Annotated in this window: 22 protein-coding genes and 1 tRNA gene; 12 read left to right on the forward strand and 11 right to left on the reverse strand. The window is 63.8% G+C overall.

Going from position 1 to position 25,364, the window contains the following annotated elements; translation table 11 throughout:
- Nucleotides 1–62 precede the first annotated feature (62 nt).
- Nucleotides 63–422, reverse strand: a complete 360-nt coding sequence (locus HMPREF9153_RS02705) for an NADH-quinone oxidoreductase subunit A (protein ID WP_015582128.1) — start codon at nucleotides 420–422, stop codon at nucleotides 63–65.
- Nucleotides 423–543: 121 nt separating this feature from the next.
- Nucleotides 544–1,821 carry a geranylgeranyl reductase family protein gene (locus tag HMPREF9153_RS02710; RefSeq protein ID WP_095666472.1) on the reverse strand — a complete coding sequence of 426 codons (1,278 nt, stop codon included), beginning with the start codon at nucleotides 1,819–1,821 and terminating at the stop codon, nucleotides 544–546.
- A gap of 263 nt (nucleotides 1,822–2,084) precedes the next feature.
- Between HMPREF9153_RS02710 and HMPREF9153_RS02715 the strand changes: the two genes are divergently transcribed.
- Nucleotides 2,085–3,272: an isochorismate synthase gene (locus tag HMPREF9153_RS02715; protein WP_004809132.1), complete on the forward strand. Its 1,188-nt coding sequence runs from the start codon at nucleotides 2,085–2,087 to the stop codon at nucleotides 3,270–3,272.
- Nucleotides 3,273–3,297: 25 nt separating this feature from the next.
- Here the strand turns inward: HMPREF9153_RS02715 and HMPREF9153_RS02720 are convergent, their stop codons facing one another.
- Both HMPREF9153_RS02720 and ccmA read right to left on the reverse strand, forming a co-directional pair.
- On the reverse strand, nucleotides 3,298–5,031 hold the full coding sequence (locus tag HMPREF9153_RS02720) for a DUF6297 family protein (protein WP_004809133.1): 1,734 nt from the start codon (nucleotides 5,029–5,031) through the stop codon (nucleotides 3,298–3,300).
- The gene (gene ccmA, locus HMPREF9153_RS02725; protein ID WP_171023514.1) at nucleotides 5,028–5,681 is read right to left on the reverse strand and encodes a heme ABC exporter ATP-binding protein CcmA; all 654 of its coding nucleotides are present in this window, start codon (nucleotides 5,679–5,681) and stop codon (nucleotides 5,028–5,030) included. Before ccmA ends, HMPREF9153_RS02720 begins: the two co-directional genes overlap by 4 nt.
- Between ccmA and HMPREF9153_RS02730 the strand changes: the two genes are divergently transcribed.
- The 3 genes from HMPREF9153_RS02730 to HMPREF9153_RS02740 all read left to right on the forward strand — a co-directional run bounded on the left by HMPREF9153_RS02730 (nucleotide 5,671) and on the right by HMPREF9153_RS02740 (nucleotide 10,131).
- Nucleotides 5,671–6,450: a demethylmenaquinone methyltransferase gene (locus HMPREF9153_RS02730; protein ID WP_004809135.1), complete on the forward strand. Its 780-nt coding sequence runs from the start codon at nucleotides 5,671–5,673 to the stop codon at nucleotides 6,448–6,450. The two genes, ccmA and HMPREF9153_RS02730, sit on opposite strands and share 11 nt — an antisense overlap.
- A gap of 1 nt (nucleotide 6,451) precedes the next feature.
- Nucleotides 6,452–8,200, forward strand: a complete 1,749-nt coding sequence (locus tag HMPREF9153_RS02735; RefSeq protein WP_004809136.1) for a TM0106 family RecB-like putative nuclease — start codon at nucleotides 6,452–6,454, stop codon at nucleotides 8,198–8,200.
- 143 nt (nucleotides 8,201–8,343) lie between these two features.
- Nucleotides 8,344–10,131 (forward strand): ABC transporter ATP-binding protein, encoded by a 1,788-nt coding sequence (locus HMPREF9153_RS02740; RefSeq protein WP_004809137.1) that lies wholly within the window; start codon nucleotides 8,344–8,346, stop codon nucleotides 10,129–10,131.
- A gap of 102 nt (nucleotides 10,132–10,233) precedes the next feature.
- Here the strand turns inward: HMPREF9153_RS02740 and HMPREF9153_RS02745 are convergent, their stop codons facing one another.
- From HMPREF9153_RS02745 to HMPREF9153_RS02755, 3 genes are all read right to left on the reverse strand, one after another.
- A complete protein-coding gene (locus HMPREF9153_RS02745; RefSeq protein WP_004809138.1) occupies nucleotides 10,234–12,519 on the reverse strand; it encodes an ABC transporter permease family protein in 2,286 nt (761 codons plus the stop codon).
- Nucleotide 12,520: 1 nt separating this feature from the next.
- Nucleotides 12,521–13,219, reverse strand: a complete 699-nt coding sequence (locus HMPREF9153_RS02750) for an ABC transporter ATP-binding protein (RefSeq protein WP_016666158.1) — start codon at nucleotides 13,217–13,219, stop codon at nucleotides 12,521–12,523.
- 174 nt (nucleotides 13,220–13,393) lie between these two features.
- Nucleotides 13,394–14,281 (reverse strand): 1,4-dihydroxy-2-naphthoate polyprenyltransferase, encoded by an 888-nt coding sequence (locus HMPREF9153_RS02755; protein WP_004809141.1) that lies wholly within the window; start codon nucleotides 14,279–14,281, stop codon nucleotides 13,394–13,396.
- 203 nt (nucleotides 14,282–14,484) lie between these two features.
- On the opposite strand from HMPREF9153_RS02755, the gene HMPREF9153_RS02760 reads away from it, so the two are divergent.
- From HMPREF9153_RS02760 to dhaM, 4 genes are all read left to right on the forward strand, one after another.
- On the forward strand, nucleotides 14,485–15,762 hold the full coding sequence (locus HMPREF9153_RS02760) for an MFS transporter (protein ID WP_036979564.1): 1,278 nt from the start codon (nucleotides 14,485–14,487) through the stop codon (nucleotides 15,760–15,762).
- 91 nt (nucleotides 15,763–15,853) lie between these two features.
- On the forward strand, nucleotides 15,854–16,855 hold the full coding sequence (gene dhaK, locus HMPREF9153_RS02765) for a dihydroxyacetone kinase subunit DhaK (RefSeq protein ID WP_004809143.1): 1,002 nt from the start codon (nucleotides 15,854–15,856) through the stop codon (nucleotides 16,853–16,855).
- Nucleotides 16,843–17,496 (forward strand): dihydroxyacetone kinase subunit DhaL, encoded by a 654-nt coding sequence (gene dhaL / locus HMPREF9153_RS02770; protein WP_004809144.1) that lies wholly within the window; start codon nucleotides 16,843–16,845, stop codon nucleotides 17,494–17,496. The genes dhaK and dhaL overlap by 13 nt, the downstream gene beginning before the upstream one ends.
- Nucleotides 17,493–17,924 carry a dihydroxyacetone kinase phosphoryl donor subunit DhaM gene (gene dhaM, locus HMPREF9153_RS02775; RefSeq protein ID WP_004809145.1) on the forward strand — a complete coding sequence of 144 codons (432 nt, stop codon included), beginning with the start codon at nucleotides 17,493–17,495 and terminating at the stop codon, nucleotides 17,922–17,924. Before dhaL ends, dhaM begins: the two co-directional genes overlap by 4 nt.
- 124 nt (nucleotides 17,925–18,048) lie before the next feature.
- Here dhaM and HMPREF9153_RS02780 read toward each other — a convergent pair whose 3' ends face one another.
- Both HMPREF9153_RS02780 and HMPREF9153_RS02785 read right to left on the reverse strand, forming a co-directional pair.
- Nucleotides 18,049–18,507: a deoxycytidylate deaminase gene (locus HMPREF9153_RS02780; protein ID WP_004809146.1), complete on the reverse strand. Its 459-nt coding sequence runs from the start codon at nucleotides 18,505–18,507 to the stop codon at nucleotides 18,049–18,051.
- 96 nt (nucleotides 18,508–18,603) lie between these two features.
- On the reverse strand, nucleotides 18,604–19,539 hold the full coding sequence (locus tag HMPREF9153_RS02785) for a cation diffusion facilitator family transporter (protein ID WP_004809147.1): 936 nt from the start codon (nucleotides 19,537–19,539) through the stop codon (nucleotides 18,604–18,606).
- A gap of 147 nt (nucleotides 19,540–19,686) precedes the next feature.
- Between HMPREF9153_RS02785 and HMPREF9153_RS02790 the strand changes: the two genes are divergently transcribed.
- From HMPREF9153_RS02790 to HMPREF9153_RS02800, 3 genes are all read left to right on the forward strand, one after another.
- Nucleotides 19,687–20,652 (forward strand): lactate/malate family dehydrogenase, encoded by a 966-nt coding sequence (locus tag HMPREF9153_RS02790; RefSeq protein ID WP_004809148.1) that lies wholly within the window; start codon nucleotides 19,687–19,689, stop codon nucleotides 20,650–20,652.
- Between the two features lie 133 nt (nucleotides 20,653–20,785).
- Complete coding sequence (locus HMPREF9153_RS02795) at nucleotides 20,786–21,751, forward strand: L-lactate dehydrogenase (protein WP_004809149.1); 966 nt, start codon at nucleotides 20,786–20,788, stop codon at nucleotides 21,749–21,751.
- A 50-nt stretch (nucleotides 21,752–21,801) separates the two neighbouring features.
- Nucleotides 21,802–23,304: a patatin-like phospholipase family protein gene (locus HMPREF9153_RS02800; protein WP_004809150.1), complete on the forward strand. Its 1,503-nt coding sequence runs from the start codon at nucleotides 21,802–21,804 to the stop codon at nucleotides 23,302–23,304.
- 69 nt (nucleotides 23,305–23,373) lie between these two features.
- Here the strand turns inward: HMPREF9153_RS02800 and HMPREF9153_RS02805 are convergent, their stop codons facing one another.
- A complete protein-coding gene (locus tag HMPREF9153_RS02805) occupies nucleotides 23,374–24,153 on the reverse strand; it encodes an HAD-IIA family hydrolase (RefSeq protein ID WP_004809151.1) in 780 nt (259 codons plus the stop codon).
- A 131-nt stretch (nucleotides 24,154–24,284) separates the two neighbouring features.
- Nucleotides 24,285–24,358 (reverse strand) — tRNA-Lys (locus HMPREF9153_RS02810).
- 466 nt (nucleotides 24,359–24,824) lie between these two features.
- On the opposite strand from HMPREF9153_RS02810, the gene HMPREF9153_RS02815 reads away from it, so the two are divergent.
- A partial coding sequence (locus tag HMPREF9153_RS02815) for an SH3 domain-containing protein (protein ID WP_004809154.1) occupies nucleotides 24,825–25,364 on the forward strand: 540 nt, incomplete at its 3' end.

Genomic DNA, 25,364 nt, shown 5'->3' on the forward strand with positions numbered 1-25,364 from the left:
CTGACGCGGCAGCGGGCCGCTCGAACGTTGATTGGGCGCGGCCTGCGAGCCGCGACGGGAGATCAGGTCCAGTCCAGGCCGCCACGGCGGCGAATGTAGAGGTAAGGGATGAACACCATCGCGACGAACAGCACCATCTCGACCAGGGCGAAGACGCCGAGATGGTTGAAATCGACGGCCCACGGGTAGAGGAACATGATGTCGATGTCGAAGACGATGTAGAGCATTGCGACGACGAAGAACTTGACGGGGAACTTTCCGCCACCAGCTGGTTGTGGCGTCGGCTCGATGCCGCACTCGTAGATTTCGTGCTTGGCGCGGTTGGGTCGCTTCACCGCAAGAAGGACGTTGACTGCGATCGTCGCGAGTACGAAGACCGCACCCAGGATGATCATCCCCACCAGGGGGGCGTATCCGTTCATCTCACCACCTTTGGTCAGCACCGTTGGCTCAGACCTTACGACGCCCATCTGGCGGTCGGGTACTTTGGGTAACCTAAATTCTGATAATGCGTCGCCAGACGGACACCAGCGGCCACTGAGCTCACACTGACGGGGCAATCCTCGTCAGAACGTTAATGATACGGTCATCAAGGTCTCCGCCCTTGGAATCTGTGAGATTCGCCAACAATTTGTTGACGAACTTCATGATTCGACGACGCGGAAGGCCATAGGTCGTGCAGATCTTCATGACCCGCGGGTCACCGATGAGCCGGACGAAGATCGTCCCGAGTCGGTAGTAGCCGCCGAAGTGCTCCTGCAGGGCGCGCGGATACCCTTGCAGCGCCTTCTCGGCGGCCGGCGTGCCGTGACCCCGGTAATGAGCCTCGGCAATGGCGTCAGCGGCCATTTCTCCAGCCTCCATGGCGTAGTCGATGCCCTCCCCGTTGAAGGGATTGACCATGCCGCCTGCGTCACCCACCAGCAACAGACCATTGAGATAGTGCGGCTGACGATTGAAGGCCATCGGCAGCGCGGCGCCCCGGATCGGCCCCTCACGGTGCTCCTCGTCGAGGGTCCACTCGGCTGGCATGTGGGACAGCCAGCGCTTCATGAGGGAGCGGTAGTCGGTGTGGCCGAAAGCATCAGAAGAATTGAGCATTCCCAGACCGATGTTGACCGTTCCGTCACCCTCGGGAAATGCCCAGCCATATCCAGGCAGCAAGTCTGATTCGTGCGGAGCGCCGTCCCACAACTCCAGCCAGCTCTCCAGGTTGCGCGCCTCGGACAGCGGGGAGCGGTAGTAGGCGCGCACCGCCACACCCATCGGGCGGTCATCGCGCTTGTGAAGTCCCATGGCCAGGCCGAGGCGGGAAGAATTGCCGTCAGCTGCGACGACGACGGGTGCCGAGTACACCCTGCCGTCGGCAGTCCGGACGCCGCGGATACGGTCATTGGGGGCAAGGATCGGCTCGGTGACATTGGCTCCTTCGACGAGGGTGACGCCCTGGGACTCGGCGTGGCGGGCCAGCCGCTCGTCGAGAACGGTGCGACGGCAGACCATGCCGAAGTTCGGGTAATCGGCGAGCTCGGGCCAGGGAAGGACGAAGGAGGCGATGCGTCCACCATGAATCCGCAGCCCCTCGGTGTGCTTCCAGCCGGCCTCCTCGGAGACATCGATCCCCAACCGGATGAGCTGCTTGACGGCACGAGGGGTGAGGCCGTCACCGCAGACCTTGTCGCGTGGGAAGGTCGCCTTCTCCAACAGGGTGACGTGCAGTCCTCTACGGGCAAGGTGCGCAGCTGTGGCCGAGCCACCAGGCCCAGCACCGACGACGACGACGTCGGACTCGATCTGGCTCGTCACGTGGGCCCCTCCTATGAAAACCATGGATATCGTGCCGGGATCCCGGCGATGTGCACCGGCGAGTCTAGACGGTGTGACTCGTGGGAAACTCCGGCCGGGGCCCGAATCCCACACCCTTCTCCATGCCGCAAACAGTAAACACCCCCGACCCGCCGTGGACAGCGCCTACCACACAGCACGCGCTCGGTTATCCTGCGAAGGTGATCCTCAATCCAGGTTCCACGCGTCTACGCGCCCGCACCGTCTCGATTCCGGACCCCGGCCCACTCGAGAACTACATGACGCCCAACGACTCGGTGTGTTTCCTGCACCGCAATTACGGCATGGTCGGCCTGGGAGAGATCACCCGGTTCGAGACCGACTCCCCCACTGCCGCCGACGTCTGGTGGGAGGCTCTCTGTGACGATCTCGAGCACGAGACTGAGATGCCAGGAGCCGAGGCGACCGGCCCCGTCGCCTTCGGATCCTTCGCCTTCGATCCCGACCGCTCGTCATCACGCTCGGTCATGATCCTGCCCAAAACAATCATCGGCCGTTGGCCTGACTACTCCTGGTTGACCCAACTGTCCTGGGGATCGGTTAACGATGATCCACCTCGTCAGCAAACCGTGCCGCACTCCCCCGGCACCATGACGATGCCAGACGGCGTCGTCACCGCGGAGAGCTGGCGTCGCATCGCCCGGCAGGTCCAGGACATCATGAGCCCTGACGACCTCGAGCAAATCGTTCTCATGCGTGACGTCGAGGCCCACGCGGCCTCACCCATTGATCCTCGATGGATCGTCGAGACCCTCCGCCGTCAGTTCCCCAACTCGTACACCTACCTCGTCGAGGGATCAGTCGGCTCCACCTCGAAGCTCACCGTCGGCTTCAGCAAGTCCCTGGTGAGTTCCCGGGTGCTGACCCACTCCCCTGCCACCGACAAGAATCACGAGGCCCTTCTCTCCGCCCTGCAGAACGAGGGACCGCTGGCCGCTCACCACGCCGAGATCGTCACGCGCACCTGCGAGCGCCTGGAACAGTTCTGTGACACCCTCCACATCCCCGACTGTCCGGGAGCGGTGTTCACCGAGGCGTCCAACTACCTCGTCACCGACGTCACCGGCGTCCACTCCCCCGGTCAGGGATCCTGCCTGGCCCTCGTCGATGCCCTGTGCCCACCGGCATTCGTCACTGGCCTGCCGCCGCACCGCGCGAAGTGCGTCCTCGCCGAGGTCGAGCACGTCGATCGTGGCCGTGTCTCCGGACCGACCGGATGGGTCGACTCCTTGGGTAATGGCCAATGGGTGACCGATTGTCGGGGCGGTCAGATCGACGGCACCGACCCGTCCTTGGTCCACATCTTCTCCGGGCACCCCATCGGGCATGACGACGACACCGAGATCCTGTCATCCGAGGCCGAGCACCGCCTCAACATCCTGCGAGACATCTTCCCCATCGGGGCGGACAGCCCCACGGAATCCTGAGGGTGGTAGGGCGTCTCCATGGTTCTCAACGACGCTTGCGCTCGATGACCTTCTTCTCGACCTTGTCACCACGGGCCTCCTCGCGAGCCTCGGCCAGCTGACGCTGCGATTCCTCACGCATCTCCGCCAGATCCTGCTGGTTCATACCTCCCATGCGGAGGAATCCGAACACGACGACGGCAATGAACACCGACACCCACGGCGACCATCCGAGCACCACCGGAATGGTGATGAGGGCAACCATGTCGAAACCACGGATGAGGTTGAACATCAGCCCCGGTGGCATGGCACCGGCCTGGGTGGCAACCATCGGCGAGGAGTAGTCAGCCGGCTTCGCACTCACCCAGCGGATGGCACCCGCCAGACCGGCAGCAGCCGTCACCAAGCCGTCCATGATGGCCTGATCCCATGGCCGCGACGTCGTCGAACCGACACCGTGGAAGGCCGGGATGACCGCGATCGCCCAGATGACAGCAGCGACCGCAGGCACCACTGACGCAGCTGAGATGACCTGACTCGTCGTGAAGGGCAGGCAGCGCACCAGACCCTTGCTTCGTGTCAGCACGCGCAGGCTGGTGAAGAAGGGAACCAGGGCCGCGACGAGCACCAGAGCCGAGACCGGGACCGTCAACGCCCCGAAACCGAGGGCCGACACCGCGTAGGGCACCACGGCCGTCACGACGAGGGTGAACAACGGCTTGGGGAAACGCATGAGACGTTGCACATCGCGCCACACCAGGGAGCTGAGTCCCTCACCACGTCCACGGGTGGGTCGGACCTGACCACGCTCGATGGCCTCGCGCTCCTGAAGGATGTCGCGAATGAGGGCGAAGTCAAGGGCGAAGGCAGCACCCTGCATGCCCGATGCCAGAGAGCCGCCGGCCATGAGACGAGCCCGTCGGATCCGATTGAGACGCATCCGGGCGATGACGTAGGAGACGACCAGGAGCACCGCTCCGCCCCCGGCCACCGCCCAGGCAGATACGAGGTTGGCGTCACTGGACATCGGTACTGCGTACCAGCCCGACGCCGTCGAGATGACTCCCAACAGGACGGCCAGACCAGCCAAACCAGCTAGGGCCTCGACGACCTTGACCGGCCAGGTGCGCTCGGCTCCTTGCTCGGCGGCCGAGAAGGAGACGACACCAGCCGCTCCGAGCGCCGTCGCGAGGGTCCAGGCGATGACGGCCTTTCCGGACCCACCGGTGAGGGCTGCCACCAGGGCCCCCAGGACGGCACCGCCGATGACCGAAACGAGCACCGCCGCACGCAGGCGCTTGGCCAGGAACCGCGCCCGGCTGATCGGCGCGTCCATGAGCCAGAAGCCCTCGGCTGCCGAGGCGAGCACCGGGCCGAACACTCGGGCAGCAGCCAGAGCGAAGGCCAGGACACCGGACAGTGCAGCCCACGGCAGCAGGCCACGAGCGGTCTGACACCCCGTCGAGGTGCAGCCGGATGCCTGGCCCTGGGCCTGCACGATGAGGCTGATGATCATCGCGAGCACGACGACCAGGGAGAAGACGAGCACATAGGCATCGCCGATGGCCTGCCAGATGTTGCGTGTCGTCCGGCCCTTGCGCCAGTCGCCCATGAGGAGGGAGAGCTGACGTTCATCGGCCTGGCCTGCAAAGAACTCGTCGGGACGATGGGTGATGACCAACTCCGGATCGGGGGCGGCCACCGCCTCCGCCATCACGGCCTGCTCCGGCCGCGGATTCCTGGGACGGGGCTTGGAATGCTTGCTGTTGCGCCGACTCATCCGCGCGGGCCTCCCAGCTCGACGATGCGAGCGCCGAGGGTCTGGACGAGAGCTGGCTCGTGGCTGGCCATGATGATCGCCAGACCGTGGTTCATCTCCTCGCGCAGCCTCTTGCCGAGCCAGGCAACCCCCTCGACGTCCAGCCGGGCCTCCGGCTCGTCGAGAACGAGGAGCTTGCGCGGACGCACCAGGGCCGTAGCCAGGCCGAGACGACGTCGCTGGCCGGACGACAGGGTGCCGGGCAGCTGGCCGGACTGCGGAACGAGCTGCACCTCCTCGAGCACCTCGTCGACGAGGGCGTCGGCGTCAACGAGCCCGTGAGCGCGGGCGAGCAGATCAAGGTGCTCGACCACCGACAGATCAGGGAAGAAGTCCAGGTCATCGATGACCGTGGCAACGTTGCGACGAAACTCGGGGTTCGTCTCGGACACCTTTTTGCCGAGCACCTCGATCGTTCCCGAGCTGGGACGATCCGCCCCCACTAGCATTCTCAACACCGTCGACTTGCCAGCGCCGTTGCGGCCGGTGAGTGCGACGGCCTCACCCTCACGGACGGTGAGGGACAGGTGATCAACGATGGTTCGGTCGCCATAAGACTTCGAAATGTCCTTGGCCACGAGGACGGTGGAGCGAGATGCCATGCTGGCCATTCTCCCGCACCGTCGAGGCCGACCCCAAACCGTGTGGAAGACTGGGCGCGTGTTGACGACCCGAGCCACCCTTGACAAGCACCACGCCGATGTCGCTTCAATGTTTGACGGGGTGGCAAAGCGCTATGACCTCATGAACCAGATCATGACGATGGGGGCGGCCGACACCTGGCGCGACCTCGTCGTCGATGCGGTGGAACCTGAGCCGGGCCAGGTCATCCTCGACCTGGCCGCCGGAACCGGCACCTCCTCAGCCACGTTCGCCGCCCGCGGAGCACAGGTCTACCCCACCGACATCTCCACCGGAATGCTCGTCGTCGGCAAGCAGCGCCAGCCCCATCTGCACTTCGTCGCCGGGGACGCCACCTGCCTGCCCTACGCCGACAACTCCTTCGACGCCGTGACGATCTCCTACGGTCTGCGCAACGTCGAGGACCCACAAAAGGCACTGCGCGAGATGCTGCGCGTCACCAAGCCTGGCGGCCGGGTCGTCATCTGCGAGTTCTCCTACCCCACCTGGGCACCGTTCCGCCACGTCTACACCAAGTACCTGCTGGCGGCGATCCCGGCCATGGCCAAGCTGGCCTCCTCGAACCGGGATGCCTATGACTACCTGGCCGAGTCGATCCTCGCCTGGCCCGACCAGCCTCATCTGGCAGACATGATGGCCGAGGCCGGCTGGCAGGCCATTGCGTGGCGCAATGTCTGTGGCGGCGTCGTCGCCTTGCATCGTGGTTGGAAGGGCAGTGACGAGAAGGAGATGGCCTGAGGTGAAAGGTCCCTCCTCCCCGATCCTCCTCGACGCCTGGGCAGCTCGCAGCTGCCCGGTCAAGACCCAGAACGCCTATGACCCCACCCTGTCAGAACCGGTCGGCGATCCGCGTGACGACGAGCTCTTCGCAGGGGCGGAGGCTCACCTGACGGTCATCTGTGACGCCCTGGCAGCCGTCACGGACGCCGCCGATCTGCGCTCGGCCACCTTGAGCGTGGCCGGTCGCCGGGTCGCCACTCGCAGGGCTATGGACGCCGGCGCACCCGTCATCGTCTGCCCTGAGTTGCCGTCGTCCCCGCAGGAACACCGCACCGGCTCCCCCGACACCTTGGTGCTGGCCGGCAAGCGTGCCGACGGCGGGCCTGGATACTTGCCGGTCATCGTCAAGGACCACCTGGTGCTGGAGAGCCACCACACCCTGGCGGAATTCACCTGGGTGTCCCCCCTGAATGATCCGGATCCTCGCCACGCGCGGATGTCACTGGACCAGACCTTCCGCGCGGGCCGGGAACGCGCCCTCATCCAGGCCGCCCATCACTGGAGGCTCCTCGAGGACCTGGGTCTGGTCGCCACCCCTGACGAGTGCCCCAGCCATCGACGTCTCGTGGGGCTGGTCGGCCACGACGAGGTTGGGATCCTCGACGACGCCCTGGCCGTCTCCTGGCTCGATCTCGACCACAAATTCATTCGCACCTTCTCGCGCTCGGCCGCCTCAGGATGGCGTCGCCGCAGCGTGCTGGACCGATACGACCACGAGCACACCTTCCGAGTGTCGGTGGCCGAGCACGTCATCGCCGGCGGCGAGCCGATGGTCGCCCCGATCGTCGTGCGTGAGTGCGAGTCCTGTCAGTGGTGGGCCATCTGTGAGCCACGTCTCGACGATGCCGATCTCTCCCTGCACATCTCCAAGGCTCCCCTGGACGTCCGGGAGATCTCGACCCTGCGTCGTCTCGGGGTTTCCACCGTCGACGACCTGGCCGACGCCGACCTGGACGAGCTGCTGCCGGTCTACCTGCCTGAGGTTCAACACCGTCCCCGACCCGAACAACGGCTCCGGGCGGCCGCCCGTCGCGCGCGCCTCATCCGTCAGGGAGTCCTGCTGGAGCGCAACGATGAGGGACCCATCGAGGTAGCCTCGTCCCGACTGGAACTCGATTTCGACATCGAGACCTCTCCGGATGGTCGGGTCTATCTGTGGGGTTTCGAGGTCAGTGATCCTGAACGCCTGCTCGACTCGACGACCGGCGACGTGCCCTATTACGTCGCCTTCAGCGAGTTCGCTGACATGGGTGACGACGACGAGAACGCACTGGCTGCCCGCGCCATCGCCTGGCTCGACGAGATCGTCTCGGCCCACCCGGAGACGATCGTGGTCCACTACTCCGACTACGAGATCGTCCATCTGCGTCATTTCGGCCACGTCTGCCAGAACGTGGAGACTCGTCAAGCGGTACGTCGGCTGCTGGACTCCGGCTGTTTCGTCGACCTCTTCACCACCATCAAGGCGCACTTCTTCGGGGTCAACGGGATTGGTCTGAAGGTCGTTGCCAACGCCGGCGCCGGGTTCTCCTGGCGTGACCCGGACCCGGGCGGCCTCAACTCCCAGACCTGGTGGGACCTCGCCGTCCATGACCCCGATCCGCAGGTCCGCGAATCCTCCAGAACCCGAGTCATGGAATACAACGAGGACGACGTGAAGGCTACCCTCGCTGTTCGCCGTTGGCTTGCCGAGAGGCCCTCCGAGTAATCCTGGGACGCCTGGTCACGACGTTTCGCCGTGACGGGTGTCGCCATCGGCATGAGGTCAGGCAAAGATGATCCTGGCATGGCAAAGGTATACGGTTTTGTTGACACGTCCCTGACGATCCCTATCCGCTCATCTGGAGACCCATGCGTTCCTTGACACGAATCCTTCGATTCACCTCGCAGCTGTGGAAGTTCTACCTCGGGGTCGTCATCTCGGCTGTCATCGTCGCAATCACTCAGCTGGCCGTACCCTTCGTCATCGCCCGGGCCACCGACCTCGCCGTGGCAGGCGTGCGCGGAAACGACCACCACATCCGCGACATCATGCTTCTCGCGGTGGTCATCCTCGTCCTCGACGTCGTCAACTCCCTGCTCACCAACGTCAACGGATGGCTAGGCGACATCATGAGCGCCAAGATGCGCCAGATCCTGTCGACCCGGTACTTCAGCAAGCTGCTGGAGCTGCCGCAGTCCTGGTTCGACGAGGAGCTCACCGGATCGATCACCTCCAAGCTCACCCGATCGATCACCAATGTCACCGACTTCGCCAAGGCCTTCTCGAACAACTTCTTCACCCTATTGCTGACGACGGGCGCCGTCCTCGTCATCTCAGCGGTCTACTACTGGCCGTTGGCCGTGCTGTTGGCGATCGTCTTCCCGATCTACGTCTGGTTGACGGCCTTGACGTCACGCAACTGGCAGACCCATCAGGACGTCATCAACCACCACATCGACACCGCCGGCGGGCGGTTCCAGGAGGTCGTCTCCCAGATTCGCGTCGTCAAGTCCTACGTCACCGAGGCCAGCGAGCAGAAACAGTTCAACGACCACTACGACGCCACCGTCGACGCCACCCGCCAGCAGTCCAACCACTGGCACCTCATGGACACCGTGCGGAGGGTGGTCCTCAACGTCATCTTCTTCGGTATCTACGCCATCATCTTCGTCCGAACCGCCAAGGGATACTTCGGCGTCGGGGACATGATCCTGCTCATCCAGCTCATGACGATGGCTCGCCAGCCGGTGCAGATGATGAGTTACATCATCGACGTCGCCCAGCGCGCCGTGGCCGGGTCCAAGGACTACTTCTCCGTCATGGAGACCCGTCCGGCCCACGTACCGCAGACCGCCACGACGACCATCCGCGAGCCCGAGCCGGGCGTCCCGATGATCTCCTTCAACGACACCGTCTTCAGCTACGACGGCACCAATCGGGTCATCGACCATGTCACCTTCGACGTCAGTCCCGGCGAGAAGGTGGCACTTGTGGGCGAATCCGGGGGCGGAAAGTCCACCTTGGTGAACCTGCTGCTCGGCCTCTACCCGGTCACCGAGGGCGCCATCATGGTGGCCGGCAACGATATCTCTCAGGTGACCCCGGATGCCTTGCGACGCCGTATCGGAGTGGTCTTCCAGGATCCGGCACTGTTCTCCGGATCGATCCGGGAGAACATCGCCTACGGCACCGAGGCCACCGACGCGCAGATCCGCGACGCTGCTCACCGCGCCTACGCCGACCGCTTCATCAAGCGGTTCTCCCAGCAGTACGACACCCTCGTCGGGGAGCGCGGTATCAAGCTCTCCGGTGGCCAGAAGCAGCGCATCTCGATTGCCAGGGCCCTGCTCAAGGACGCCCCGATCCTCGTTCTCGACGAGGCCACCTCAGCCCTGGACACCAAGTCCGAGCGGTGGGTGCAGGCCGGTCTGGAATCCCTCATGGCCGACCGCACCAGCCTCATCATCGCCCACCGCCTCTCGACGATCTCCAGCGTGGACCGGATCGTCACCCTGGACGCCGGTCGCGTCGACGAGATCGGCACCCCGGCCGAGCTGGCCGCCTCCGGAGGTATCTACGCCGAGTTGTTGGCCCTACAGGCATCCAGCTCGAAGGCCGACCGCAAGAGGCTGGAGCGATTCGGCATCAAACTGTAATGAGGACCGCGCCGACGATGGCACCGACGCAGCCGCGCCACGAACGGCGAATCGTCCCGACGCGTTTTGGGCCGGGCCGCAGCGGTGTCACGGGGTCGTGGATCAGGTAGCTCTCATGTCGAAGTGGTAACGGCGATGGATGGCGGCCCCCAGCAAGGATCCACCGAACATCCCGGCGGCCAACGCACCGAAGACCCACCACGCGGCCCCAAGCAGGTCCAAGGCTCCCGACAGGATCCTGCCTGTGAGCCACACCGCGACAACCGAGGAGATCACCCCGCATATCAGGGCGGCCAGCATTGTGGTAGCCACCTCCACAAGGATGACCTGGTCCACCCAACGCCTGCCCAATCCGATGCGTTTGAGGCTGGTCACCAGATCACTATTGGCGGCTCTCTCCTCCTTCGCCAACAGGCCCGCCATGATGGCCGACAACACGATGAAGGTGACGGTCGCGACGATGGTGATCGTTGGCAGCGGGACATCACCGAGGATTCGGGGGGCCATGACATAAAATTCCCCCAACCCGTGCGCCTGCGCCCACTCGTTGGTCAGTCGATCCTGATCGGGGGTCAGCCCTGTGAACAGAATCGCCGATCCAGCGCCTCGTGGTATTCCTGCTTTCGGACGCACGGAGATGCGCTTGACCCAGCTCAGATCATCCGTCAGCCCGACGGTGTGTGCCGGGTCGGCCCTGGAGGGATCATTGGTCAAGTACCCGCCTGATACAAGGACGTCACGTTGGGCGTCGTCAAGCTTTGTGACGACCGCAACATCGTCAACCTTGGAGAAATACCACCATGATCCGCTGATGTTGGCGTCATCGACCTGGTGGACGGTGATGTTTTTGGCGCCTTCCAGGGCATCGGAAAACTGCTTGACCTGAGCCGACTCCAGGGCGGGCACACCCTCCATCGAGACATGGAGCAAGGCCATCCCCGGGGGCATACCGGTGCTCGTCTGCGCGTTGGCCTGGGAGAACAACGCTGAAACGATGAGAAGCCCGGTAGCGGTTGCGGTGACCAGACCCGCCGCCACACCTGCGAAGACGCAATGCCACCCGCCCCGGCTGGAAAGAGCTCGATGAGCAGCAAGAGCCCGGCCTACGGGGCGATGTGTCCGGACCAGACGAGAGAGCACGAAGGGTGCCCCCAAACCACCGGCCACTGCACACATCCCAGCGACCACAGCGACCGCGGTGAAGGTTGCGTCAGCCCCCAGGAGACCCCACAGGCACACTGCGCAGCCCAGTACCAGAGCCGCCCACCCCAGCCGACGAGCCGTGTTCATGTTGATCCCTCGCCGCTTCACGGTCTTACGACGGGAGGGAACCATGTTCACCATGGCCGCAGGAAGTACCCCGATGACCAATGCCATCACCAACGGGACCGTGGGGAATCGCCAAGGCCCCAACGGAGCAGAAGCCCTGGGGGCCATGTACCACCGCGCCGCAGCGACCACCGCCTGGCCCAGGGCCACAGACATCAGCGAGACGGTTTCTGCAACGAGGAGGGCCACCGTCTTACTCATGGCCGATACCGATCGACGGCGTACCCCGATAGCCAGAAGGGGGGATGCGATGCGTCTGAGTAGGGCCGTCAGTGCCGCGCCGGACACGACTGCCCCCAGCAGGCCACACACCAGCCATGCCAGGTTCTGATCCACGAATGCCTTCGGCGTCAGCCCGTGAGCTTCGCCGGCAGAACGGGTCTGTGTGGTATCGCAGTCACCTGCAAGCTTCAGGGTCTCGGCGAGGAGACTGCATACGTCACCGGGCTCCTGGGAGGTGAACCCAATTTGCCCATTGCCCCTGATACCGGCACGTCCAGCGTCATCGCGGGAAATCCGCCATGACTGCCATGTGCCTGGAGCCGCAAGAACCAAGGTCGCAGCCCGATCGTAGACGGCTTCGACATGGCCGGTGACCGTGAGGTGGAGATCACCTGCCTTGGCAGACAACCGCGATCCATCATCGGCGCCAAGAGTACTGGTGGCCAGAACCTCCCCGGCCTTCGCCGGCCAGCGACCCGAGGTCAGCCGATAGCGACTTTGCGTGGCCAAACCGGCCATGGGCATCTCTTGGTAGGCGACGTCATCGTACTGTACAAGGTTGATATTGCTGTAGAGCTGGGGAAAGGGCGCCGATGCCTGCAACGTGTTATTACGGGGTATCGGTACGGGGGTACCTGGAGGCACGTCTTCCTGCAGCGAGAAGAGACCGCTGGTGGAGCCGTAGCTCGCGATGTTCTTCTGTTCATCGGACAGTTGCCGAGCATTGGTGATGCCGCTGGAGACAGTCAGAGCTACAACGACCAGAGCCAGCGGAATGACGCGAAGCCACGTCCGCCAGTTCGACACGACGAGCCGGGTGACGTGGACGACCCACATCTCATACCTCCTCGAGAACCCCGTCCTCCATGTCGAGAACCCGGTCGACATAGTCGCAGGCTCGCGGATCATGGGAGGACAGCAGGACTGCACGATCAGCACCGTCGGTGACGATGTGACGCAAGACCTTGAAGATCATGTCAGTATTGGCCCGGTCGAGCTGGCCAGTCGGTTCATCGGCGAGCACGATTCGATGACCGCCAGCAATCGCACGGGCGATCCCCACCCGCTGAGCCTGCCCACCAGACATCTCTGCGGGGCGACGATCTGCCAATTCAGCGACCCCCACCTCTTCGAGGGCACCCATGGCAATGGCCGCAGAATTCTTAATCTCACGCGCCCGCAGAACAAGCTCGATATTCTCCCGGGCCGTAAAATCGGGGACGAGTCCATGATGCTGAAAAACCATCCCCATTTCATGAAGACGAATGGCGTCTCGCTGTGATTCTGACACTTTCGTGATATCCACTCCGTTGATGCACACCGTCCCACGCGATGGGGACAAAAGCCCAGAGAGCACATTGAGCAGGGTTGTCTTTCCAGAACCACTCACTCCGCGAACGAGTATCAGCTCACCGGTGTGGAGTACAAGGTCGACACCGTTGAGTACCTCATCACCCTTAACATAGGAAAGGTGAAGATCATTGGCCTTGAGGGGGTGAGCCACCCCCTCAAGGTCTTGCCGTTTCGATGTCAGCACCGATGACCCAATCCATAAGATGAGGCTTCATCATGATCTTTCCACCAGAACGACGAATCATTCGTTATTTTCCTGTTAACGGACATGGCTAAAACCTCTATTCTTGATCGCCCGCTGCTCTGCGGCGCGTGATACTTAGGTTCACCTAACCTAAGACGGCCTGTCAAGAGTGGGTCACAACGGCCGATCCAGCATCGCCCCGACCAGAAATCCCACAGCGCACAGCAACTCCGCCAACCCTGTGTTACGCAGTACAGGGACAAGGGACATCCCGGTGACTCGATCAATCATGGCCCGCACTGTTGGCACCAGAAATACAACCATCCCCAGCCCCAACAGAACCCACCAGGTCGTCAGGGCCGCGACGACGATGACGCCGACGCCGGCCAGGAACACCAAAGCGAGGTAGCAGACGCGGGTCCCCTGGTGCCCCAGTTTGGTGGCCAGGGTGTGCTTGCCACTAGTCCGGTCACCGTCGATGTCGCGCAGATTGTTGGCCACCAGTACCGCGCACGCCAGGAAACCAATGAGGCTGGCCGTCACCCACCCCGCGGCACCAACGTGATCGGTCTGGACGTACACCGTGCCGCCGACGGCCACCAATCCGAAGAAGACGAAGACGAAGACCTCCCCCAGCCCGGCATATCCGTAGGGGTGAGATCCTCCGGTGTAGAACCAGGCCGCAAGGATGCACGCCAAGCCCAGGATGAGAAACCACCAGTGTCCGGTACTGATGGTGATGACCAGACCGGCCACCGCCGAGACACCGAAACACCCGAAGGCTGCTGCCTTGACGTGGGAGGGCTCGGCCACCCCGGAACCGACCAGCCGCAGCGGACCGACACGATCCTCACCGTCGGAGCCGCGAATGCCGTCGGAATAGTCATTGGCGAAGTTCACCCCGATGACCAGCCCCAGGGCCACCACCAGGCACAGCGTCGCCAGCCCCCAGCGCGCACCGCCGTCGGCGATGGCAATCGCGGTTCCAGCGAGCACCGGTGCGATCGCAGTGGGAAGGGTGCGCGGACGAGCCCCCTCGAGCCATTCGGCTGTTGTGGCCATAGACAAACTCCTGGGATAGACGGTGAAGACGTGAAATTCACGTCATGACGGTGCTGACCCGCAGATCTTCCCGGGACATGCACCATGGGCGACCATATCGCCGCTGCACATTCAGCCCCGCATCAGCAGAAGCTACGGAAGCGGTACATAATCTCTCTTACCCCACAATCCCATCGAGTTTGGCAGGAGTCCCCGTGAGAACCATGTTCGCCAGCCTGACGGTTCCGAACTATCGGATCTACTTCTCGGGCACCCTCATGACGAACATGGGACAGTGGATGGCCCGTACCGCCCAGTCATGGCTGGTGCTCATCATCCTCACCCACGGCAACGCGGCCATGCTGGGCTGGGTGATGGCGGTGAACTTCGCCCCCATCCTCCTCATCACCCCCTGGGCCGGGGCCCTGGCTGACCGGATGTCCAAGCGCCGCATCATGGTGACCGCCCAGATCGTCATGGCCATCGACGCCGCGATCCTGTCCACCCTCGTGCTCACCGGGGCGGTGCAGCTGTGGATGGTCTTCGTCATCTCGGCCATGGACGGCATCGCCGGCGCGTTCTACAGCCCTGCCACCCAGGCCTTTGTCTCCGAGCTCGTCCCGCTGAAGAACCTGCCCAACGCCGTGAGCCTTAACTCGGCCTCCTTCAACGGAGCCCGCCTGTTCGGACCTGGCCTCGGCGGTCTGCTCATCGCCACCGTGGGAGTCGGCTGGGTGATGGCCATCAACGTCCTCTGCTTCATCGGGTTCATCACAACCCTGTTGCTCATCAACGCTGACCGTCTTCACACGTCCCCACCATCGTCCGAGAAGGCACGAGTGCGAGACGGCGTCCGGTACGTCAAGCGTCGCCCCGACCTCGTCATCCTGCTGGCGATCGGGTTCATGATGGGAACCTTCGGTTTCAACTTCAACATCTCCGATGCGGTCATGGCGACTCAGGCCTTCGGCAAGGGATCTGGTGAGTACGGTCTGCTCGGTTCCCTCATGGGTATCGGCTCAATGGCCGCCGCACTGGGAGCGGCTCGACGCAAGCCGCGACTGCGCTGGGTCGAGCTGGCCCTGCTCGTCTACAGCGTCAGCATGGGTCTGTCCGCCCTGGCCCCGAATTACGGCATCTTCGCCGTGCTCAAGATCTTCGTCGGCTGGGGAGCCATCTCGACCCTCATCACCGCCAACGCCATGGTGCAGACCTCGGTCACCCCGCAGATGCGCGGACGTGTCATGAGCCTGTGGGCCACCCTGGTGATGGGCGGCACCCCGTTCGTCTCCCCCATCGTCGGATGGATCGGCAACGCCATCGGCCCGCGCTCCACCGTCGCATGGGGAGCCATCAGCCTGGGCATCACGTTCGTCGTCATCACCGCCGTCATCATGCACAACGACAAGATCCGGGTGGTCTTCGATCCCTCCAAGCGGGCTCCCTGGCTGCGTCAGGTACGTGGCACGGTGACGATCGACTACGTCCAGCAGACGAAGTGAGCCGTTCAGTGGTGCGACCACAGGTGAACACAGTCCACCTTTCTCTAGAGCCCCCTCTGGAAATTCAGGGCCAAGATGGTTCACTGGTCCCATGAAGAAACTCATCAACGCTGTTGAGGACGTCGTCGTTGATTCCCTGCGCGGCGTGGCAGCCGCCCACCCCGATTCCCTGAAGGTCGATCTCGAACACCGCATCGTGCTACGCGCCGACGGCCCTGTCAGCGGGAAGGTTGGCCTGGTCTCCGGTGGCGGATCCGGCCACGAACCGCTGCACTCCGGCTACGTCGGTCACGGAATGCTCGACGCCGCCTGCTGCGGCGAGGTGTTCACCTCCCCCGTTCCCGACCAGATCACCGAGGCCACCAAGGCCGTTGACGGTGGTGCCGGGGTGCTCCACATCGTCAAGAACTACACCGGTGACGTCATGAACTTCGACATGGCTGCCGAGCTGGCCTCGATGGAGGTCGGCACCCGCGTCGAGTCCGTCGTCATCGCCGACGACGTCGCCGTGCAGGACTCCCTGTACACCGCCGGTCGTCGTGGCGTGGGCCTGACGGTCCTGGCCGAGAAGATTCTCGGTGCCGCTGCCGAGGAGAAACGCGATCTCGACGCTCTGCTCGAGCTCGCCAAGCACATCAATGACGGTGGCCGCTCCTTCGGCGTCGCCCTCACCTCCTGCACCGTGCCGGCAGCCGGCAAGCCCACCTTCGACCTCGGTGACGACGAGATGGAGTCCGGCGTCGGTATCCATGGCGAGCCCGGTCGCGAGACAGTCAAGCTGGGGACGGCCACCGAGGTCGCTGCCCAGATCGTCGAGCCCATCCTGGCAGACCGTGACTTCACCGGAGCTCCCGTCATCGCCATGCTCAACGGCATGGGTGGAACCCCGCTCATCGAGCAGTACTTGGTGTGGGGAGAGATCGCCAAGATCCTGGAGGGCAAGGGTGTCAAGGTTGCCCGCACCTTGGTCGGCAACCACATCACGAGCCTGGAGATGGCAGGATGTTCCTTGACCTTGCTCTCCGCTGACGACGATCTCCTGACGCTGTGGGATGCCCCGGTGGAGACTCCTGGACTTCGATGGGGATGCTGATGCCTGAAATTTCTGCCGCGACCGTTTCCGAGTGGCTCAAGGACTACTCGGAGGTCATCTCGGAGCACGCGAATGAGCTCACTGACCTGGATCGCCAGATCGGTGACGCCGACCACGGTTCGAACATGGCCCGCGGAATGACCGCAGTTGCCGCCCTTGACCCGAATTCCTTCGCCTCTGCCGCCGAGTTGCTCAAGAAGGCGGGGATGACGCTGGTGAGCACCGTTGGTGGTGCTTCCGGCCCGCTGTACGGCACCTTCTTCCTGCGTCTGTCGACGGTCATCAAGACTGACGGCGAGCCCACTGCTCAGCTGCTTGCCGATGCCCTCGATGCCGGCCTGGCCGGCATCGTGGCTCGCGGTAAGGCTGAGGTCGGCGACAAGACCTTGGTTGATGCGCTGTCCCCCGCCGTTGATGCCGTCAAGAAGGTCGCCGCCGACGGTGGTTCTGCCGCCGAGGCCCTTGCCAAGGCGGCGGAAGCCGCCAATGAGGGCCGCGATGCGACCATCGAGATGGTGGCTCGTCGAGGCAGGGCCTCCTATCTTGGAGAACGAAGTAGGGGACACCAGGACCCAGGAGCCACCTCAATGGCCATGCTCGTGGGGTCCGCCGCACGCTGCCTGTCAGGAGCTGAATCATGAGTGAATCGAACCAGGGCGTTGGAATCGTCATCGTCTCCCACAGCCGACCGCTGGGACGTGCTGCGGCCGATCTTGCATCCCAGATGCTGCCCGGTCCGGATACTCCGCCCATCGAGGTTGCCGCCGGTCTCGACGACACCACCTTGGGCACCGACGCGGCTGCTGTGAGCGCCGCCATCGAGAAGATTGGTAGTTGCGACGGGATCCTCGTACTGGTGGATCTGGGATCGGCGATTTTGTCGGCCGAGATGGCCCTGGAATTCCTCGATCCCGAGATCGCCAGCAAGGTGAAGATCTCCACCGCCCCGCTGGTCGAGGGGGCTGTCGTCGCGGCCGTCATGGCGTCGACGGGGGCCGAGTTGGAGGTCGTCGCCGCCGAGGCGGAGAAGGCCTTGGAGCCGAAGATCTCCCAGATCTCCAACGACTGAGTCCGTTCTCAGAGCAACGGTGGTGTCCGGTTCATCCGGGCACCACCGTCTCGCATTTCTTGAGAGCTTTTCGATTCTGGAGAGCACAACGCCCTGGCGGGGGGCCAGCGCGGCCACGACGCCGTCACAGCTCCCAGTTGACGAGCCCGTCCTGGTCGAGCTCACCGTCCGGCCACACCGCCCTCACCACGCCCGCAGCCGCGAGCGCCTTTCGACATCCCGGGCATGGCTTGTCGGTGACATAGGCCGTCGCCCCGGCGGTGTCGCGGGTGGCGAAGAGCAGTGCATTGACCTCGGCATGGATGGCGATGCAGAACCCCGGGGAACCGGGAACGTCGTAGTCGGAGAAGGCGGGTACCTCCCCGTACCCCAGCCGACCGCGCGGGCAGGCTCCCTCCAGACAGTCCGGACGACCGGGAGCGGCACCGTTGTAGCCCGTGGCGATGATGCGGTGTTCGTGGACGAGAAGGGCACCAACACGACGACGGGTGCACTTGGCCCGGGCCGCGACGGCCTCAGCTATGCCCAGGAAGTACTCGTCCCAATCAGGCACCGTCACGACCTCGCCGTTGACCTCAGCCATCTCGGACTCCTCTCATTCGTCCGTCGTTCCACGTCTACCAGACGCTTCTCCGGTGAACCACCATGACCGACCCTAGTCATGACCGGCCCCATGGAATCAGACGTCCATATCCTCATAGGAGCGGGGGTCCTCGATCGGTTCCAGGTGGCCGCTGACCCGCATCTCAGGCCACTCATCGAGGATTTCGTCAATGAGGTCCTCCATGGCGTCATGACCCTGCTTGACCGTCCAGGATCCCGGCACGAGCATGTGGAACTCGAGGAAACGCCGGTAGCCGGCCTCCCGGGTACGCACCGCGTGGAACTTGACGTGGTCGTTGGAGTGGGCGTCCAGGAAGTCCCGAATTGCCTCGTTGTCCTCCTTGGGCAGGGAGACGTCAAGCAAGGCCGTACCGGACTGGCCGACGAGCTTGGCCCCGGTGACGAGGATGTTCACGCCGACTGCGAAGGCGACGATCGGGTCAAGCCGCTGCCAGCCGGTCAGCCAGACCAGACCAACTCCTACCAGGACCCCGACCGAGGTCCACACGTCGGTCAGCATGTGTTTTCCGTCGGCGATGAGGGTCATGGATCGACGCTGCCGACCATTCTTGAGCAGCACCCACGCGACCAACCCGTTGACGACCGAGGCCAGCACCGAGACCAGCAGACCGATACCGACGTCCTCGATGGACCGGGGATGGATGAACCGCTGCACGGCGGTGTACATGATGACCGCAGCCGCGATGAAGATCATCATCCCCTCGGCACCGGCGGAGAAGTACTCAGCCTTAGAGTGCCCGAAGGGATGGTTCTTGTCCGGCGGACGGATCGACACCTTGAGGGCGACCAGGGCGATGATCGCAGCAACGAGGTTGACGAGGGATTCCGCAGCGTCCGAGAGGAGCCCGACCGACCCGGTGATACGCCAGGCGAGGGTCTTCAGCAGGATCGTCACAGCGGCCGCAGCGATCGACAGCCATGCGAAACGGCTGAGATCGTCTGGCGGCCGATGCCGCGGCGGTGCCTCGGAGATGTCGGGAATTGTCGTCACTCAGACATTCTCCCAGCCCATCCTGTGTTCTTCCTGTGTTCTTCCTGTGTTCTTCGCAAGGAACGGGCATTGGCGAGACGCCGCATCAATGAATCGTTCGAGGTGCATCATGGATGGACATAACGAGGACGATCGAAGGGGTTCGCAATGTCCATCAAGCCACACAAGTTGGGGATCATTGGCGTCGGCCGCGTCGGGGAAGCGGTGCTCTTCGACGCCATGGCAAGTGGGCTGTTCGGTCGCATCGTCCTCATCGACATCAAAGAGGGACTGCCTGAAGGCCAAGCTCTCGACCAGCACCACGCCACCGCAGTCCCCAACATGCCCAACACAACGGTGATTGCCGGCGACCACGACGACCTGACGGACGCCGACGTCATCGTCATCGCAGCTGGACCGTCCATCGATCCGTCCAAGGGTCCTGCCACCGGCGCCGATCGCCGCGAGCTGGCCGCCACGAATGGCCGGATCATCCGCGAGATCATGACCGAGATCACCAAGCGCAACCACGACGTCGCGGTCATCATCTGCTCCAACCCGCTGGACGCCAACGTTCACATCGCCAGCACCGAGTTCGACCACCCGCAGGGGCTCGTCATGGGCACCGGCACCCTCCTGGACTCGGCGCGGATGTGCCGTCTCATCGCAGACCACGTCGGTGTGAACCCGGAATTCGTGCGCGGTTACATGATCGGCGAGCACGGACCTTCGGGATTCCCGCTCGTCAGCGGGGTCAATGCCGGTGGCGTGAGCTTCGACGACCTGCCGCAGGTCTTCGGCGTCACTCCGCTGGATCCCGACGACATCGCCACCCGCACCAACAATGCCGGAACCGACGTATTCAACCTCAAGGGCTGGACGAATGCCGGAGTCGGGCAGGCCGCGATGACGATCGCGCAAGCCATCGTACGTGACGAGCGGTCCCTTTACCCGGTCTGCACCACCCTGCACGGCCAGTACGGCCACGACGGCGACGTCTCCATGAGCACCCCGTGCATCATCGGAGCCCACGGCGTCGAGCAGATCATCGAGGTGCCCCTCAGCGAATGGGAGCAGGAACATCTGGCGACGACTGTCAAGGCCATTCAGGACACCGTGGCCATTGCGTCCTGACGCCGGTGGAGCACCACACAGGGACCACTGTGGTCACCGCAACGCGCCAGGCCGTCACGAGATTGAAACCTCCCGGGTGAATGATGGGAGCGTTGGTGCGTATTGCACTTCGCGACGACTTCAGGAGGTATCCATGCCCATCAAGCCACACAAGCTCGGGATCATCGGGGTCGGCCGGGTCGGTGACGCCGTGCTCTCCGACGCCATGATGAGCGGCCTCTTCGGTGAGATCTGCGTCATCGACGTCAACGAGGACATGGCTGCCGGGCAGGCTCTCGACCAGCACCACGCCACCGCGCTCCCGAATGTCACCAATGTTGACGTCCATGCCGGCGGCTACGACGACCTGGCCGACGCGGACGTCATCATCATCACCGCCGGCCCTTCCATCACTGCCGGAAAGGGCGGTGCCACCAGCGCCGCGCGCCGCGAGCTGGCCGCCACCAACGGCAAGATCATCCGCGCCACCATGGCGGAGATCACCCGCCGCAACCACGACGCGGCCATCATCATCTGCTCCAACCCGCTGGACGCCGTGGTCCACATCGCCAGCACCGAGTTCGACCATCCCCGGGGCCTCGTGCTGGGTACCGGGACGATCCTCGACTCGGCCCGCATGTGTCGGGTCGTCGCCGACCACCTCGGGGTCGATCCTGACTACGTGCGCGGTTACATGATCGGCGAGCACGGACCTTCGGGCTTCCCGATGTTCTCCGGGGTCAACGTCGGTGGTGTCGGTTTCGACGGCCTGGCGGAGCTCTTCGACTCCGACCCAATGGACCGTGACGAGCTCACCGAACGCATCAACGACGCCGGAACCGACGTATTCAACCTCAAGGGTTGGACGAGCGCCGGCATCGGTCAGTCGGCACTGACAATCGCCCGGTCCATCCTCCTCGACGAGCACGCCGTCTACCCGGTCTGCACCACCCTGCACGGTCAGTACGGCCACGACGGCGACGTCTCCATGAGCGTGCCCTGCGTCATCGGTGTCAAGGGTGTCGAGAGAATCCTCGAGGTACCGCTGGACGACTGGGAACAGGAGCATCTGAACGCCACGATCACAGCCATTCAGGAGACCATCGCAGCCGCCTCCTAAGGGTGACCGTTCGTGCCGTGAATATTGGCTGCGGCCCATAGGATCGAACCATGGAATTCCCCTCATGGCTCGGCATTCCCACTCTCGCCTTCGGGCTCGGAAGCCGGTCCCCCCAGCAGGGGCTCGTCCTCGCTGGGGGCGGGTCCAAGGCCTCCTTCCAGATGGGGGCACTGCGACATCTCTATGACGTCGTCGGCATCGCCCCCACCGCAATGGTGGCGACCTCGGCCGGATCGATCGTGGCCTGCACCCTGGCTCAATGGACGGATCCTGCCAAGCAGGCGGCTGCACTGCGTCATTTGGAAGCGATGTGGCTGGAGATGACCGACCAGTCCGACATGTTCACCCCGCGGGCGTGGTTCGCGAAGCTGTTGGAGAAGGGCCCGGAATGGATGACCCTGCTCAATCGTGAGGCCGCCAAGGCCAAGGGCCCGCGCCCATGGATGAGCCTGTCCTTCCACCGAGGTGGGGAGCAGACGAGGGTCCCCGACCCGGCAGAGCCGGTCGCGGGCCGCGACGACGACCGGCTCACCGGCCAGGCGTGGACTCTGGAGATCGCCACCCGTGACGACCCCATCCCTGCCGACTCCTGGACGCCGGGGGTCATCCTGCAGTTGTTGTCCACCCTGTCGCGGCTGAGCCTGGACGGCGGCGACATTTCCACCATCGTCCGGGGCGCCGAGACCTCCGCGTCGACCTACCGCGCCGGCCCCATCCTCGCCAAGCTTCTCGATCGGGACTTCTTCAAATCAGAGTTGCTGACCACCTCAGGGATGTCGGTCCGCATTGCCACCGTCGCCTTGGAGTCCGGGGAACTGCGCTACATGACCGAGTCCGGAGAGCTCGTCGACCGGGACAACAACCCCATCGGTTCCTCGACCTTCGACGTCTCCCGTGGCGTGCTCGCATCGTGCTCGATTCCTGGGGTGTTCCGTCCGGTCGACCTCGACGGAGAACACTACGTCGACGGCGGTCTGCGGGAGAACGTGCCCGCTGAGATGGCCATCGGTCACCTTGGCGTCACGAACCCATATGTCATCACTTGTTCGCCACAGGGAGCGAGCAGGGAGTCTGATTACGGCTCGCGCAACATGCTTGACCTGGTGACCAGATCGGTGTCGATTCTCACCGACGAGACCGAACGCGACGAGGTCGCTTATGCCCTCAACGCCGGTGCCGTCGTCATCGGCCCGGAATTCTCCGTTCACGACTCCATGACGGTTGATCCTGGTTTGCTACGCATCAACCGGGATTACGGCTGGATGTGCTCGGCCGAGAAGCACGTCAAGGCCAGCTCTGATGACCACGAGCTCATCAAGGATGCGGTTCGCACTCGCGTACGTGGTTGGGAGTTGGAGCAGGCCTGGCTCAAGGAGGAGTCGACCCGCGACGAGATGAACGAGTTGCAGCGCGTCAAGGATCATCTGCGCGACGTCGCGGCTCGAATGTCCATCGACCTGGCCCCCGAGGAGATCGAGACATGGGGATACGTCCTCGAGGGCCACGGGCACCCGGCAGCTCCGGAGGACGTCGTCATCCCCTGGCAGGTGTGAGGACGTTCGGCACGAACGACGCGGCAGCGAACCTGCGGTTCACCGCCATCGCAGTGTCAGATGACCAGCTCAGATGAGCTCGTTAAGGTCCGCCACCGAGTCGAGGATGATGTTCGGGCGGTAGGGGTAGTGGTCAACGTCCTCACGCCTGGTGATGCCCGAGAGCACCAAGACCGTCAGCAGACCAGCCTCCATACCGGCAACCATGTCGGTATCCATACGGTCACCGATCATGGCGGTGGTCTCGGAGTGAGCCTCGATACGGTTCAGGGCAGAGCGGAACATCATCGGGTTCGGCTTTCCGACGATGTACGGCTTGTGCTTCGAGGCAGCCTCGATCATCGACGCGACCGCGCCGGTGGCGGGCAGTGGGCCTTCCTTGGTCGGTCCAGTGGCATCCGGGTTGGTGCAGATGAACCGTGCACCGTCGACGATGAACCGGACGGCCTTGGTGATCGCCTCGAAGGAGTAGGTACGGGTCTCTCCGAGGACGACATAGTCGGGGTCGGTGTCGGTGAGAATGAACCCGGCCTCATGCAGAGCCGTCGTCAACCCTGCCTCACCAATGACGTAGAGGCGGGCACCGGGATGCTGGTCAGCCAGGAAATGCGCGGTCGCGAGCGCAGAGGTCCAGATGTTGTCCTCCGGCACCGTCAGGCCCGAAGCCTGCATCCGAGCAGCCAGGTCCCGCGGAGTGAAGATGGAATTGTTGGTCAGAACCAAGAATCGCTTCGAGGTGTCGACCCATCGATTGATGAGATCGCTGGCGCCAGGCACCTCATGGTTCTCGTGGACGAGCACGCCGTCCATGTCGGTCAGCCAGCACTCGATGTCTGCAGGATCTCTCATGAGGCCAAGACTATCGGGGGGAGGGCTTGCACAGGAAGGATGCGTGGTAAAGAGAACCTCTGTGCAGAGAGGCGCCATGGGTGCGACACGATGCCCACCACATGGCAGCCATCAGATTCGCTGTGGTCCAGTGCCCCCACTGGGACTCGAACCCAGGACCCGCGGATTAAAAGTCCGCTGCTCTAACCAACTGAGCTACGGGGGCTCCCCTAGTGTAGCGACACGCCCATGTCGGTGCGAGGTGGCCGAGGAACCTGCCGCTGTCCACGGTCTGTCCAACATGCCTTCCACGAGGCCTGACGATGCCTACCCACAAGTGTCAACCGTTACTTCAGAGTTGGCAGAAGGTCCTTAGACTCGCCATTCTGACGACGCCGCCTCCCGACACCCTTACTAATGCCAACGGTATCGCCCCTAGTCAATGCAGATTAGAAAACCTTCGGCAGTTCTCTCGAATCCTGAATAACATCTTTGAGATTCTCAGCCCTTCCTCGGCGTGTCGCGTTGACGTGGACATATAAGCCCCCCAACTGAGTGGACGAAACCGTTTTCGCCACCTTGAATGTCCTTGTCACGAGAGGCGTTCCTGACTGGATCGGTGGACGGATCCGGGGAAGAGTCAGGAGCTCCTCGAATGGAGGCGGGTCCACACGCCGAAAGGAGTCAGTTCCATGGGTGTAGTGCGCCCACTTCGGGCCGGGGTCGCGACTCTGGCCACCGCTGGTCTCGCCATCAGCGGCAGTCAGTTCTTCGCCCCCCAGGCACAAGCCTCCAAGACCGCGGTCATGGCCCGTGTGTCGGCTCGCACCGCCGTCAACATCAGGTCCCAGGCAGGCGTCCACGGAAGGATCCTGGGCGTGCTCGAGAGAGGCCAGCAGCTTAATCAAACCGGCACGCCCGTAAATGGGTGGGTCCCGGTCGCCTACCGCGGCCACACGGCTTACGTTGACCATCACTACCTGTCATCGGTCGCCTGGCGCCCTTCGACCTCGAACCCCTCCGCATCCAGCTCTCCGGTTGGGTTCGCCCAGGCGACGACGTACGTCAATGTCCGAGCAGGGCACTCCATGCAGACCACCAAGGTGGGGATACTCTCCCCCGGCGAGAAGGTCGGCCTCACCGGTCGGACCTCCCAGGGATTCAGCGAGGTCGTTTACAACGGCGTCCATCGCTGGGTGGCTTCCCGCTACCTGAGCACCACCACCGTCAAG

The sequence above is a fragment of the Cutibacterium avidum ATCC 25577 genome (assembly GCF_000227295.1).
Lineage (GTDB): Bacteria > Actinomycetota > Actinomycetes > Propionibacteriales > Propionibacteriaceae > Cutibacterium > Cutibacterium avidum.

What these genes read in the sequence shown, in the direction of transcription:
- HMPREF9153_RS02705 (WP_015582128.1), bottom strand. Translation starts at nt 422, where the DNA reads ATGAACGGATACGCCCCCCTGGTGGGGATGATCATCCTGGGTGCGGTC.
- HMPREF9153_RS02715 (WP_004809132.1), top strand. Translation starts at nt 2,085, where the DNA reads ATGACGCCCAACGACTCGGTGTGTTTCCTGCACCGCAATTACGGCATG.
- HMPREF9153_RS02720 (WP_004809133.1), bottom strand. Translation starts at nt 5,031, where the DNA reads ATGAGTCGGCGCAACAGCAAGCATTCCAAGCCCCGTCCCAGGAATCCG.
- HMPREF9153_RS02730 (WP_004809135.1), top strand. Translation starts at nt 5,671, where the DNA reads ATGCTGGCCATTCTCCCGCACCGTCGAGGCCGACCCCAAACCGTGTGG.
- ccmA (WP_171023514.1), bottom strand. Translation starts at nt 5,681, where the DNA reads ATGGCCAGCATGGCATCTCGCTCCACCGTCCTCGTGGCCAAGGACATT.
- HMPREF9153_RS02740 (WP_004809137.1), top strand. Translation starts at nt 8,344, where the DNA reads ATGCGTTCCTTGACACGAATCCTTCGATTCACCTCGCAGCTGTGGAAG.
- HMPREF9153_RS02745 (WP_004809138.1), bottom strand. Translation starts at nt 12,519, where the DNA reads ATGTGGGTCGTCCACGTCACCCGGCTCGTCGTGTCGAACTGGCGGACG.
- HMPREF9153_RS02755 (WP_004809141.1), bottom strand. Translation starts at nt 14,281, where the DNA reads ATGGCCACAACAGCCGAATGGCTCGAGGGGGCTCGTCCGCGCACCCTT.
- HMPREF9153_RS02760 (WP_036979564.1), top strand. Translation starts at nt 14,485, where the DNA reads ATGTTCGCCAGCCTGACGGTTCCGAACTATCGGATCTACTTCTCGGGC.
- dhaK (WP_004809143.1), top strand. Translation starts at nt 15,854, where the DNA reads ATGAAGAAACTCATCAACGCTGTTGAGGACGTCGTCGTTGATTCCCTG.
- dhaL (WP_004809144.1), top strand. Translation starts at nt 16,843, where the DNA reads ATGGGGATGCTGATGCCTGAAATTTCTGCCGCGACCGTTTCCGAGTGG.
- dhaM (WP_004809145.1), top strand. Translation starts at nt 17,493, where the DNA reads ATGAGTGAATCGAACCAGGGCGTTGGAATCGTCATCGTCTCCCACAGC.
- HMPREF9153_RS02780 (WP_004809146.1), bottom strand. Translation starts at nt 18,507, where the DNA reads ATGGCTGAGGTCAACGGCGAGGTCGTGACGGTGCCTGATTGGGACGAG.
- HMPREF9153_RS02790 (WP_004809148.1), top strand. Translation starts at nt 19,687, where the DNA reads ATGTCCATCAAGCCACACAAGTTGGGGATCATTGGCGTCGGCCGCGTC.
- HMPREF9153_RS02795 (WP_004809149.1), top strand. Translation starts at nt 20,786, where the DNA reads ATGCCCATCAAGCCACACAAGCTCGGGATCATCGGGGTCGGCCGGGTC.
- HMPREF9153_RS02800 (WP_004809150.1), top strand. Translation starts at nt 21,802, where the DNA reads ATGGAATTCCCCTCATGGCTCGGCATTCCCACTCTCGCCTTCGGGCTC.
- HMPREF9153_RS02805 (WP_004809151.1), bottom strand. Translation starts at nt 24,153, where the DNA reads ATGAGAGATCCTGCAGACATCGAGTGCTGGCTGACCGACATGGACGGC.